General features: G+C 34.4%; 10 protein-coding genes. 2 read left to right on the top strand and 8 right to left on the bottom strand.

The annotated features are described in order from the left end of the window. Positions 1 to 13: 13 nt before the first annotated feature. The 6 genes from HNV08_RS07465 to HNV08_RS07440 form a co-directional block, all read right to left on the bottom strand. Positions 14 to 622: a MarC family protein gene (locus tag HNV08_RS07465; protein ID WP_173280541.1), complete on the bottom strand. Its 609-nt coding sequence runs from the start codon at positions 620 to 622 to the stop codon at positions 14 to 16. Beyond that, complete coding sequence (locus HNV08_RS07460) at positions 623 to 1,144, bottom strand: DUF3124 domain-containing protein (RefSeq protein ID WP_173280540.1); 522 nt, start codon at positions 1,142 to 1,144, stop codon at positions 623 to 625. Positions 1,145 to 1,289: 145 nt separating this feature from the next. Beyond that, positions 1,290 to 2,231 carry an NAD(P)H-dependent flavin oxidoreductase gene (locus HNV08_RS07455; protein ID WP_173280539.1) on the bottom strand — a complete coding sequence of 314 codons (942 nt, stop codon included), beginning with the start codon at positions 2,229 to 2,231 and terminating at the stop codon, positions 1,290 to 1,292. Between the two features lie 9 nt (positions 2,232 to 2,240). Further along, positions 2,241 to 3,857: a S8 family serine peptidase gene (locus HNV08_RS07450; protein WP_173280538.1), complete on the bottom strand. Its 1,617-nt coding sequence runs from the start codon at positions 3,855 to 3,857 to the stop codon at positions 2,241 to 2,243. A gap of 103 nt (positions 3,858 to 3,960) precedes the next feature. Beyond that, the gene (gene mnmA, locus HNV08_RS07445; RefSeq protein WP_173280537.1) at positions 3,961 to 5,148 is read right to left on the bottom strand and encodes a tRNA 2-thiouridine(34) synthase MnmA; all 1,188 of its coding nucleotides are present in this window, start codon (positions 5,146 to 5,148) and stop codon (positions 3,961 to 3,963) included. Positions 5,149 to 5,286: 138 nt separating this feature from the next. Further along, complete coding sequence (locus HNV08_RS07440) at positions 5,287 to 5,997, bottom strand: toxin-antitoxin system YwqK family antitoxin (RefSeq protein ID WP_173280536.1); 711 nt, start codon at positions 5,995 to 5,997, stop codon at positions 5,287 to 5,289. 63 nt (positions 5,998 to 6,060) lie between these two features. Here HNV08_RS07440 and HNV08_RS07435 point away from each other — a divergent pair, with 63 nt between their 5' ends. Next, the gene (locus tag HNV08_RS07435) at positions 6,061 to 7,041 is read left to right on the top strand and encodes a fasciclin domain-containing protein (protein WP_173280535.1); all 981 of its coding nucleotides are present in this window, start codon (positions 6,061 to 6,063) and stop codon (positions 7,039 to 7,041) included. Positions 7,042 to 7,270: 229 nt separating this feature from the next. Here the strand turns inward: HNV08_RS07435 and yidC are convergent, their stop codons facing one another. Further along, positions 7,271 to 9,172 carry a membrane protein insertase YidC gene (gene yidC, locus HNV08_RS07430; protein WP_173280534.1) on the bottom strand — a complete coding sequence of 634 codons (1,902 nt, stop codon included), beginning with the start codon at positions 9,170 to 9,172 and terminating at the stop codon, positions 7,271 to 7,273. A gap of 122 nt (positions 9,173 to 9,294) precedes the next feature. Continuing rightward, positions 9,295 to 10,911: a CTP synthase gene (locus HNV08_RS07425; RefSeq protein ID WP_173280533.1), complete on the bottom strand. Its 1,617-nt coding sequence runs from the start codon at positions 10,909 to 10,911 to the stop codon at positions 9,295 to 9,297. Positions 10,912 to 11,373: 462 nt separating this feature from the next. Here HNV08_RS07425 and HNV08_RS07420 point away from each other — a divergent pair, with 462 nt between their 5' ends. Next, positions 11,374 to 13,875 carry a PIG-L family deacetylase gene (locus HNV08_RS07420; protein WP_173280532.1) on the top strand — a complete coding sequence of 834 codons (2,502 nt, stop codon included), beginning with the start codon at positions 11,374 to 11,376 and terminating at the stop codon, positions 13,873 to 13,875. The last annotated feature ends 68 nt before the right edge of the window (positions 13,876 to 13,943 follow it).

The raw sequence follows: 13,943 nt of genomic DNA, 5'->3' as shown, positions 1-13,943 counted from the left end.
TTTTTGAAGCTAATTATTTCGTAAAATAATCTGAAATTCCTGATAAAATATTTTGAACCGCATACGCTGCTAAAATTAAGCCCATTATTTTACTGATGACCGTAATGCCATAACTCCCTATTCTATCCTGAACTTTTGTTGCAGCCAACAATATTAAACTTGTAGCGCCTATTACTAGCAATACTAAAAGCGTGGTCATTATTTGCTCGTTAATAGTATATGTATGATTATCAGTCAATAACACTACAGCCATTATAGCGCCAGGTGAAGCTATCGACGGAATGGCAACAGGAAAAATAGTCACATGTTTATAATCTGAAATTTGACTTTTCTCCTTTTCTGGTTTACCATCTCCAAAGATCATTGTAAGGGCAAACAGAAATAAGATGACACCTCCTGAAATTTGAAACGCATCTAAGGAAACTTCCATGCCTTCAAGAATGAGTTGCCCAATGACAATAAAAAAGAGTAAAATTAGAAACGCAACACCTGAAGCTCTAAGAGCTATTTTCTTCTTATATTTTGCATCAAACTCTTTGGTTGCTTCTAAAAACACAGGCACTGTACCAATGGGATCAATAACCGCAAATAAAAAAAATATACTCGTTAAAATTTCTGCCATTTAATAAATCCTTTTTGCTTGTGTAATAAATGATAAGCCTTGCTGACCTGCTGTAGAAGTCATAACGCCTTCAAAAAGTGGTTCTGGAGTGTCTTTTAGCACTTTCCAATCAAATAAAAAGTTAGAACCTGTACCACCCGAAATATCGGCTTCATCAATAACTATTTCTACAGTTTCTAAAGGTGCCAAATATACGGTGTTTTTAATATAGCTCTTTAACAGTGTACCATGAGTATCGTAATAATCTGCGTGCGTTAAATATACAGTGTCTTTCATACTCACATTTCTTAAACTAACCATAGCCGTTAAGTTATAGGTTTTATGCTGCGAATAACTATAAATTTGTGAATAAACAGACAAATAAGAATGTCCTGACGTAAATAGCGAATCTGACTTAGCAATTGTCACTTCACGATCGTGCCAGTTTACTTTAATAGGATCCTCTTCACTATCAAAATTGATCTTGTTTTCACAAGCATAAAAACCAAAAAGAATTACGAATAGTGCGCTTAGTTGTTTCATGATGCAATGTATTGGTTAAAATGAATTATAAAGATAATCCAATGGTTTTAAAAGCATTAATTATCCCTAATTATTTTTTAAATTCCAACCGTTTTTCCTCTACTCCTATTCCTAATATGAAGGCTATTCACTGCGACGAATAAGCCTACAGCGTTGGTACTACTTTTTTAGCTGCTTCAAACTCGGTAACCATATCCGCAACAATTTGCGCTACTGGTTTTACATTGTGTATTAAACCAGCTATTTGCCCTATTTCTAATTCACCATCTTCTAAATCACCTTCAAACATACCTCTTTTGGCTCTGGCCCTTCCTAACAATTCTTTGAGTTGCTCTGGTGTTGGACTCGTTTTATAAAGGTCCTGTAGTTCGTTATAAAACTTATTCTTTATTAATCTTACAGGTGCTAATTCTTTTAAAGTGAGTTGTGTATCACCTTCTTTGGCATCTACTACCACTTGTTTAAAGACTTGATGAGCAGACGATTCTTCACTAGCTACAAATCGACTCCCAACCTGTACACCATCTGCACCTAAAACCATACATGCCAACATGGCTTTACCTGTTGCAATACCACCTGCCGCAATTAATGGTATCTGTAGTTGTTCTTTTACCATAGGTATTAAGGTTAAGGTTGTCGTTTCATCTCTTCCGTTGTGTCCTCCTGCTTCAAAACCTTCTGCTACAATGGCATCTACACCTGCTGCTTGTGCTTTTAATGCAAATTTCACACTACTCACCACATGGACAACTATAATCCCTTTATTTTGTAGCCATTGGGTCCAAGTCTTTGGGTTTCCTGCCGAAGTAAATACTATTTTAACACCTTCTTCTACAATGATATCCATTATTTCTTGAATATTTGGATATAACATAGGCACATTTACACCAAAAGGTTTATCGGTTGCCGCTTTACATTTCTGAATATGCGTTCGCAATACTTCTGGATACATAGAGCCTGCACCTAACAAACCTAAAATACCAGAATTACTAGCCGCTGAGGCTAGTTTCCAACCGCTATTCCAAATCATTCCTGCTTGGATTATTGGGTGTTTAATACCAAACAATGTTGTAATTCTATTCGCCATAATTAAACGTTACGCTTTTATAAACTTGAAGGTTTTTGAATATTTTTCATTATTAAGACGAACAAAATAAATTCCTTTTTCTAACTCTGAAACATCTAGCTTAGAGTTGTTATTCGTCATATTTTGACTTAAAATCTTTTGACCTAATTGATTGCAAATCGAAGCTTCAACATTAAGTAAATCAGTTGTACTGTTAATATTTAAATAAGCGGTTACTGGATTAGGATAAATATTAATACCTTCCAATAACACAGCATCTATAGATAATACCGTTGTTCTTGCCAAATCTAAATCTGGAATCCCATAGCCTAAAAAATCATCAGGATTTGTATATTGAGAAGCCGATTCTCTTACCAAGCTCATGACTTCAGAAGGTAATTTCTCTGGTATGGCTTGCCAAAGCGAAGCGATACCACCACACATTATAGGACCACTAAATGAAGTTCCGTTATTTTGCACAATAGCATCGTACTCATCAATAACATAAGCCAATCCGCCTTGTGCAACAACATCTGGTTTTTGATAACCAACCTGAGCCGCACTACCTTGTGAACTAAATGACACATAATTGCCATCTGCATTCACGGCTCCTATACTCAAAACGTTTGGCGAATCTGCTGGTGCACCAACAGTTTGCCAGCTTGTAGCTCCTGAGTTACCTGCACTTACAACAACCAATATTCCTTTTTCTGCAGCTATGGATGCACCTTTTGTTATATATGTAACTTGTCCGTTCATATCTGAAGGCGAATAATCATAACTCGAATTATTATACGTTTGATACCCTAAAGAGGTGTTTATCATATCAACACCCAAACTATCAGCACGTTCTGCCGCTTCTACCCAATAACTTTCTTCAACCGGATTTTCACTCCCTGAATCTTCGGTTCTAAATAAATAGTAGGCTGCATCTGGCGCAGTGCCAACATATTGACCTTGTACAAATGCTGCCATCGTACTCAATACTTTTGTACCATGATTATTACCTGTAAAAGCATATACATCAGCATTTCTGTCTACAAAATCATAGCCATGAAGTAAATCATTATTATCTCTCAATCGCTGAAAAGCAGCCATAGTATTAACATTAGGAAAACCTGCATCCATGACCGCTATTGTGATACCATCTCCTGTGAAATCTGCTAAATGCAAGTTATTTACATTAATCATTTCAACTTGATTTTGCGCATTGCCATATGTAAAAGCTATGGATTCATTTTCGACTTCGTTTTTATCTAAAGGCGATGCATTTCTAGACGCGGCATCCAAACTATTATTCGCAAAATCTATACTCTCTACATAATTTAAATTACTTAATGCATTAATATCTGCTTCAGTCCCTCTAACATGGACAGCATTAAACCATTTAGATTTTGCCATAACAGTTATACCTGTTTGATTTTTTAAATCGGAAATATAGGTTTCATTTACTGGCACATCACGATCGTCTATCACCACATTGTGATTTTGCTTTCTATCAATAGCTTTCTGAGTAAGAATACTTATTGGGTTGGCTATAGATGCGGCAACATTTGGTTTGTCTGTGAGGTAAATCCACGCATCTTCTTGTGCTATGGCGAAAGCATTGACTAAAAACAAAAAAACTAAAGAGAGACTAATTTTCATGGACTGATAAATTTTATACTTTAACTTATTTACGACGTTTACAGTTTCTAGGTTTTATAATCTTAGAAAAAGCCATTAAATAAAGACAAATACCTACTGCAAGTTAGGAAATTACTCCTGAACCTAATAATTCATCGTCTATATACCACGCTACAAATTGGCCTTCGGTAATGGCTGATTGTTTATTTTCAAACGCTACGTAAAGGCCTGAGGCTACTTTATGTAAAGTGGCTTTTTCTAAATCTTGTCGGTAACGAATTCTAGCCATAACAGATAAAGTTTCCCCTTCAGCAATCGCCATATCTTCTCGTACCCAATGCAATTCTTCATTGGTAACAAACAATACATTTCTGTACAAGCCAGGATGTTGTTTGCCTTGACCTGTATAAATTACATTCTCATTAACATCTGTATCTATTACAAATAAAGGTTCTACGGTACCGCCAACACCTAAGCCTTTTCGTTGTCCTTTTGTAAAATAGTGCGCACCTTGATGTTTACCAACTACTTTACCATCAGACATATTATATACTGGTTTTTTAGATCGGTATTTTAACTCTGCTTCTTTTGAATCGAAATTTGGTATGGCTTGATTATAAATTTCTAAATCTGAATTTACCTCAACAATATCACCTTCTTTTGGCTTTAATTGTTGTTGTAAAAACTCTGGTAATCTTACCTTACCAATAAAACAAAGTCCTTGAGAATCTTTCTTTTCTGCTGTAATTAAGTCTTGAGCCTTAGCAATCTCTCTTACTTCTGGTTTTTGTAATTCGCCAATAGGAAACAAAGCTTTCGCTAATTGTTGTTGTGATAATTGACAAAGAAAATAGGATTGATCTTTATTAGTGTCTGCACCTGCCAAGAGTTGATGTATTTGTTTCCCATCTTTTTCAATCGTTGCTTTTCTACAATAATGACCTGTTGCAACAAAATCTGCACCTAGTTCTAGAGCAATATCCATAAAGACATCGAATTTTATTTCCCTATTGCAAAGTACATCAGGATTTGGCGTACGTCCTTTTTCGTATTCATTAAACATATAATCTACAATACGCTCTTTGTACTGCACACTTAAATCTACAGTTTGAAAAGGTATACCTAATTTATCGGCTACCAACATGGCATCGTTACTATCTTCTAGCCAAGGACATTCATCTGAAATGGTCACGGAATCATCGTGCCAATTTTTCATAAAAAGTCCAATCACCTCATAGCCTTGCGCTTTTAAAAGATAAGCTGCAACGCTAGAATCTACTCCTCCTGAAAGTCCTACAATAACTCTTTTCATAAACAATACCTGTAAAACAGGAATCTCATATTTAGTTAAAACATCTTAGTCTAAAAAACTGCGGCAAAATTACAAATAAAAAAAGGCAATCTTGTTAAGATTGCCATTTTCAAATTCTATTGATAGTATAGCTTTAAACTATTCTTTTTTATATATAATTTCTTCTGTGGTATGGTCAATTTTTTTATTAAGCTGTCCTGCCTTGTAATACTTCCAAATCCCATCCTTTTTATTGTCCTTATAATCGCCTTCAGAGACAACTTGTCCTTCTGAATTATAATGTATGGTTTTTCCTTCTAACTGACCTTCTATATAATTAGCATGCCTTAGTAGTACATTTTGCTCCGAATACCATTTTGATTCGCCATGCAATTCGCCATTTTTATAGTTAGCACGTTCTGCAACTTTTCCTGTTTTAAAATAAACAATACGTTCACCCTCTAATAATCCGGCGTCATTATAATGTTCTTTAATCATTATATCTGAAGAATTTTTATGGTAAAAAACCCAATCGCCTGTAAATCGTTTTCCGTTCATTTTACCCTTGCTAATCACTTTTTTAGTTGAAGCAAAAAAGGTAACATCTGCAATACTATCGTGCTCATTAAACACTTTTACTGCACTTAATACACTTTTACCAGAAGATAAAGTGTAAAATTTAAAGGAATCTACTTCTTTACCATGAACAAACGTGCCTTCATATCGTTTTTGATCTGTTTTATGGTAGTTCTTTGTCCATTTCCCATGACGTTTACCGTCTTTATCAAATTGATTTACAGATTTTTGAGCATAACTAGTTGTTAAAAAAACTGTTAAAATAAAAAGAGAATAAATTTTTTGTTTAACCATTTTCTATATTTGTTAAACAAACCAGCGCGGTTTGAATGATGAACACTTTAAAAACTCAAAACAATGAAAATTATTTTAAAAAACTACAAATTACTTGCAGTATTTCTAATGGTTATAAGTTTTACTTCATGTAGCGACGATGATGACAATGGCACAACAGCTCCAACAACTGTTGTTGATATTGCTTTAGAAAACAATTTAACATCTTTAGCTGCAGCCCTCACAGCCACTGATTTAGTAACGACATTACAAGGTTCTGGACCATTTACAGTTTTTGCTCCATCCAATGAGGCTTTTGCTGATCTTTTAACAGCAACTGGTTTAGACTTAGACAATTTATCTACTGCAGAAGAAGATTTAGTAAGAAATATTTTATTGAATCATGTTATAATTGGAGAGACGATTAACTCAACGACTTTGGCTAATGCTGGATCTGGTTATGTAAACACTGGTGCAACTGGACCTAATGGTGCAAATTTGAGTCTATATTTTAAAACGACTAGTGGCGTAATGATTAATGGATCTTCTACAGTAACAAATGCAGATAATATAGCTTCAAATGGTATAGTACATATTGTAGATGAAGTTATAGGGTTACCAACAATAGCGACTTTTGCAACAACAAATCCTGCTTTAGATACTTTAGTTGCTGCATTGGCTTATGCTGACTCAGGAACACCAACTGTTCCATACATAACAACTGTTTCTGATGCTACAGCTGGACCATTTACAGTGTTCGCTCCTACCAACGATGCTTTTTCAGATTTATTAGCAGAATTAAATGTGTCTGCATTATCAGATTTAGGCACTGACACTGTTGATGCCGTATTGTTATATCACATCGTTAACGCTAATGTACAGTCATCACAATTACCAAACGGAACAGTAACAACGCTTGGTGGAGAAATTACTGCAGACAATACGTCTTTTAGTTTAACGGATGCTAACGGCAGAGTAATTAATATTATCGTTTCTCTAGTAGATATTCAAGCAATCAACGGTGTTGTTCATGTGATAGACAAAGTTGTTTTAACACCACAATAAAATAAATAAGGAAATTTATTAATATGTTTTGATTAATAAATAGTTAGGTGCAGAAGCTCAAACGTAAAGTTTGGGCTTTTGTAATTTAAATGGTTTTGGTCTTGTAGATTATTCTAAAATTATGTGACAATCATGGAAGCCACGTACATACGCCCAAAACGTCCAAAAAGATACTTCAATAAAAAAGCCTTAACGCTTAGGTTAAGGCTTCCTTTATAAGACTAAAGAATTACTTCTTTTTATTCTTTTGTTGCGCTTGTTTTTGAGCTTCAGCCTGCTCCATCATTTCAGCCATTTTTTTCTGAAACTTGTTTTGCTTTTTAGGCTTGGTTTTGTTCACTTCAATTTTTGCCAATACCTTGTCTTCATCAATAATGTAGTTTTTAATTACTAACATAATACCAATACTAATTAAGTTTGATATGAAATAGTACAAACTTAAACCAGACGCATAATTATTAAAGAATACCAACATAAGTAATGGAGAGAAGTAAATCATATACTTCATCATTTTCCCCATATCTGGCATCCCTTCTTGTGTTGGCTGCGATGCCACTTGCTGTCCTGTGGTCATTTTCATATAAAAGAATATAGCGACAGCCGCTAATATTGGAAATAAACTAACATGACTACCATAAAAAGGAATACTGAATGGTAATTCTAAGATAGAATCATAAGAACTTAAATCATCTGCCCAAAGGAAACTTTTTTGTCTTAAATCGAATGCTGTTGGAAAAAATTGAAACAAGGCATAGAATACAGGTATCTGCATTAAACCAGGTAAACAACCACTCAACGGACTTGCGCCAGCTCTACTTTGTATGGCCATAGTCTCTTGTTGTGCTTTTAATTTATTGTCTTTATACTTTTCTCTTACTGCATCTAATTCTGGCTTTAAAATTTTCATCTTAGCCTGAGACAAAAACTGCTTATACTGTACAAAAGACAACATTATTTTTACTAAGATAGTCATTACTACAATAGCAATTCCATGTGGTAAATATTGAATTAAAAACCCAAATAATGGAATAAAAATTATTTTATTGATCCAACCAAAAATGCCCCAACCAAATGGAATACTTTGATCTAATCCTTTATCATAAGACTTTAACGTTGCCGCCTCAGTTGGTCCATAATATAAACCTAAACTCTTGTTTATTTCTCCACCACTATAGGCTAATGGTAACTTTGAGGTATACATCTTAGTAAACAATGTATCTATTTCCTCATCGTCAACCAAATTCTTTGAACTCATAGCCACAGACTTAAACGGACTATCATTGGATACTAAAATAGAACTAAAAAAGAATTGTCTATATGATAACCACTCTACTTCTGTTTCAGTTTCATCATCATCTCCCATTTGAGATAATTTATCTACCTTACCATCATCATACATATAAGTTAGTCTTGTATAGCGATTTTCGTAGCTTATACTTTTGGCATGACGAATACCTTTTTGTTTCCAATCTAAAGTAATTGGTTGCGACGTATTAAAAACACCACTTAAACCTTGAGATTTAATTGAGAAATCAATCATATAATCATCTGGCTTCAACTCATAACGGTATTCTAAAAATGCCGTTTCTGAAGCCTTAAATCGCATAGAAATAATGGTATTTGCGCCACTTTTAGTTACCTTAGGCTGAAATGGTAACTCTTGGGTATTAAAGGTGCGATTGTCTGAAGTACCAAACGTTAAATTAAAGGCACTATTATTATCCTTTACCAAATAAATAGGTACTGAATCATAATCCACAAACTTTTTCAATTTAACCTGTGCTAAATGACCACCAATTCTATTAAATTTTAATTCAAAAACATCTGTTTCTACTGTGGTAACATCATCGCCTGGCAAAGTGGCTGCATACCCAAAACGTCCTAATTTTCCTTGAGCAGCTGCTAACTGTGTAGAATCTAACGTTTGCGTATTGGCATAATCATTAGCTGTAGTGACTAGAGGGTCGTCTTGTTTGCTAGAATTAGCTGCTTCAACTTGCTCTTGCTCTGCCTTTTTCTGTGCTTCTAGCTCTTCTGGAGTTGGCTGATTTTGATACATCATAAATACCAAAATTCCGAATATTAGGATAAAACCAATGATTGATTTAGCGTCGAATTTCTTTTCTTCCATGTTTAGTTTTCAATTTTAGACCTGTCAGGTTTTAAAGTCTAACAGGTCTTATAAGGTAACTCTATGGACAACCCAAAAAACTGTCCAAAGTTAATATTGCGCCAAAGTGGCACGTTTTAATATTATTTTTTCTTCTTGTATTTTAAAGATGCTGAAACAAATGCCACAAATAATGGATGTGGATTGCTTACTGTACTTTTATATTCTGGATGGTATTGCACACCAACAAACCAATCATTTTCAGGGATTTCAATGATCTCAACTAAACCAGTTTCAGGATTAACACCTGTAGATTTTAAACCAGAATTTTCAAATCGCGTCTTATAATCATTATTATACTCAAAACGGTGTCTGTGTCTTTCCTTTATTTGCTCTGTTTGGTAAACCTGTTGTGCAATGCTATCGGATTGTAGTGTACAGTCCCAAGATCCTAAACGCATAGTGCCGCCTTTATTAATGACATTTTTCTGCGATTCCATTAAGTTAATTACTGGATCTGGCGTATGTTCATCCATTTCTACTGAATTAGCCGCTTTAAGATTTAAGACATTTCTGGCATATTCTATAACTGCCATTTGCATACCTAAACAAATACCTAAAAACGGAATATTATTTTCTCGTACATACTTAACAGCATCAATTTTCCCTTCAATGCCACGTTCTCCAAAACCTGGTGCTACTAAAACACCATCTAAGTGACCTAATTTAAATGCAATATTACTTTCTGATAAATATTCTGAATGAATAGGCTCTACTACAACTTTAACTTCTTTTTTAGCACCAGCATGTATAAAGGCTTCTAAGATAGATTTATAAGAATCTTGTAATTCTACATACTTACCAATTAAACCAATTGTAATTTCACTTTTAGGGTTTTTATGACGTTTTACAAACGCATTCCAACGTGTTAAATCTGGTTCACTACTTTCTAATTGTAATTGATTTAAGACCACTTTATCTAAGCCTTCGTGTAGCATTAAATTAGGTACATCATATATCGTAGAGGCATCTATGGATTCTATAACTGCTTCTTTTTTTACATTACAAAAACGAGCAAGTTTCGTTTTTAAACCTTCACTTAAAGGGTGTTCTGTTCTACAAACCAGAATATCAGCTTGCACTCCACTTTCCATCAAAGTTTTTACACTGTGTTGTGTAGGCTTTGTTTTTAATTCGCCTGCAGCAGATAAATAAGGGACTAAAGTTAAATGAATTACACAAGTGTTATGTTCGCCTAGATCCCATTCTAATTGTCTAACTGCTTCTATATATGGTAAAGATTCAATATCTCCAACGGTACCTCCAATTTCTGTAATTACGATATCATAATCACCTGAGTTGCCTAAAATTTGAATTCGTCTTTTAATCTCATCAGTGATATGCGGAATAACTTGAACTGTTTTTCCTAAAAACTCACCTCTTCGCTCTTTATCAATGACACTTTGGTATATTCTACCTGTTGTAACATTATTGGCTTGAGAAGTAGGAACATTTAAGAAACGCTCATAGTGTCCTAAGTCTAAGTCGGTTTCTGCTCCATCTTCCGTAACATAACATTCGCCATGCTCGTAAGGGTTTAATGTTCCAGGATCTATATTTATATATGGATCTAATTTTTGAATGGTAATTCTGTAACCTTGTGATTGCAAAAGTTTTGCTAGAGATGCTGCTATAATGCCTTTTCCAAGAGAAGAAGACACGCCTCCTGTTACAAAAATATATTTAGGGTTTGTGGTCATGGTACGTTGTTAAACGTAGGCAAAATTACAAAATTAAATGAGTTAAACCCCATTTGTTTATCGTTTGTTAATATATTCTACAAAACATTCATAAAAGCCTGTATTATTGAGGTATACATCATTTTTTATTTACAAAAGCATACTAAAAGGCGTTCTTCCCAAGCGCACACCTCTAAATATCAATTGCATTTTTGATACTTTGTATTTCTTTTAGTATTGAAAGGTTTCCTTTAAGAAAAAAACAATAAAGCTTTGCCCATATAAATTCCATAGAGATACTTCAACAAAAGGATTTGTGCTATAAATAAAACAGTTCAATATTTATTATTATATGTCAACCGTACCTTCTTAAAAAAACAGAATGCACGTGTATGGCTCTATCGAATCGTTAAATAAATCTAAATGAATGTTTAGAATTTTTATTCTTTTCTATATTTGACGCGCAACTAACTTTATGACCACATGTACCAACTTAGACTCTGTCTATTATTTTTTATAGGCGGCATTATTTCATTACAAGGACAGCAACCAAAAGCATATAATTCTTCAGAAATTTACGAGGCGATCCAAAAACTCAATGTTCTAGGATCGGTACTGTACATTGCGGCACATCCTGATGACGAAAATACAAGGCTAATCTCGTATATGTCTAATGAAGTAAAAGCGCGTACAGCGTATCTGTCGTTAACACGTGGTGATGGCGGACAAAATCTTATTGGACCAGAAATTAGAGAGCTATTAGGAGTCATACGAACACAAGAATTATTGGCTGCTAGACGTGTAGATGGTGGTGAACAACGCTTTTCTAGAGCTAATGATTTTGGGTATTCCAAACATCCTGACGAAACTTTAGAAATATGGAATAAAGACGAAGTTCTAGCTGATGTGGTTTGGGCTATAAGAGAATTTAAGCCCGATGTTATAATCAATCGTTTTGATCATAGAAGAGCAGGTCTTACACATGGACATCATACCACGTCTGCTATGTTGAGTTTAGAAGCTTTTGATTTAGCAAACGATGCCTCTCAATACGCTTCGCAATTAAAGTACACCCAAACATGGCAACCCAAACGATTATTCTATAATACATCTTGGTGGCGCTATGGTAGCCAAGAAGAGTTTAATAAGATTGATAAAAGCAACATGTTAAACTTTGATATTGGTGTTTATTATCCTAGCAAAGGCCTGTCTAACAATGAAGTGGCCGCATTAGCGAGTAGCCAACATTTATGTCAAGGATTTGGAAGACTTTCACAACGTGGTACTCAACAAGAATATATTGAATTTTTAAAAGGTAAACCCTTAACAAAAAAGGAAAGTGTTTTTGAAGGTTTGGATACCTCATGGACACGAATTGAAGGTGGTAAAGCCATAGAAAACATTTTAAAACCTATTGAAGATCATTTTAATTTTAAAAATCCTAGTGAACACTTATCGCAACTGTTAGAAGCATACAAATTGATTCAAAACTTAAAAGATGAGCACTGGAGAACTATAAAAACTAAAGACATAAAGACTATAATTGAAGCTTGTACTGGTTTATATCTTGAAGCTTCAGCTCATAGCCCTACAGCAACACCTAATTCTGAGGTGGTCTTAAATATGGAAGTTTTAAACAGGAGCCATGCTAAAATTGACTTAATGTCTTATCACATGTCTACCCTTAAACGTGGTATTTCTAAAAACATGACCTTAGCTGCCAACCAAAAACTAACTTTTGAAGAAAGTATTGTCATCCCAGAAGACATCAACTACACCACACCATATTGGCTTAACAACCAAAGTACATTAGGCATGTACGATGTAAAGGACCAAAATTTAATAGGTCTACCAGAAACACCACGTGCCGTATTTGTTGACTTTAATTTACTTATCGAAGGCACACCAATACAAATTAAAAAACCTGTCGTTTACAGATACTCGCAACCGGATAAAGGAGAACTATACAGACCATTCGAGATTGTTCCTATAGTATCTGCAAGTCTAGATAATGAAGTCTATATTTTTGATAGTCATGCTCAAAAAGAAATAACCGTTACGGTAAAAGCAGGTAAAGACCATATTGAAGGTTATGTACAAATGGCGTATCCTAAGGATTGGCAGGTGTTTCCAGAAAAACAGAAAATAGCCATAACCAATAAAAATGACATTCAAAAGGTTGTATTTACTATTGTGCCGCCAAAACAGCAAAGCGAAGGATTAATTACACCAATGGTTAATGTTAATGGCAACTTTTTTACTGATGAACTCATTGAAATTGATTATTCTCATATTCCTTTTCAAACAGTTTTAATTCCAAGTGAAAGTAAAATAGTAAGATTAGACATTAAAAAAACTGGAAATAACATTGGTTATATCGAAGGCGCTGGTGATGTTGTCCCTGAAAGCCTTAGACAAATTGGCTATAACGTATCTATCATAAAACCCGAGGAGATTTCTCCAGATAAATTAAGGACTTTTGACGCTATTGTTTTGGGCATTAGAGCCTATAATATTGTAGACGACCTTCAGTTTAAACAAAAACACTTACTCGATTACGTAAAAAACGGAGGGAATTTAGTCGTTCAATATAATACCAACAGACGACTTAAAGTAGAGCAATTAGCACCATTTCATTTAAAATTATCTAGAGATCGTGTCACAGATGAAAATGCAGATATCCAAATTTTAGAACCCAACCATCCCATTTTAAATTTTCCAAATAAAATTACTAGCAAAGATTTTGAAGGTTGGGTACAAGAAAGAGGTTTATATTTCCCAAATGAATGGTCAGAAGAATTTACGCCATTACTGGCTTCTAACGATAAAGGTGAAGCTTCAAAACAAGGCGCATTACTTGTTGCAAAGTATGGAAAAGGCAACTATATATATACAGGATTAAGCTTTTTTCGAGAATTTCCGGCCGGAGTCTCAGGTGCTTTCAGAATTTTTGCTAACTTGTTATCCGCAGAAAAAACCGATTAACGGTCTTTTTTGAAACCATCAACGTATTACAACACCCTCTTATAACTAACTTAAAACCAAAAACATGA

This window comes from Winogradskyella eckloniae (assembly GCF_013249045.1).
Taxonomy (GTDB): domain Bacteria; phylum Bacteroidota; class Bacteroidia; order Flavobacteriales; family Flavobacteriaceae; genus Winogradskyella; species Winogradskyella eckloniae.
This window is presented reverse-complemented; position numbering and strand designations above follow the sequence as displayed.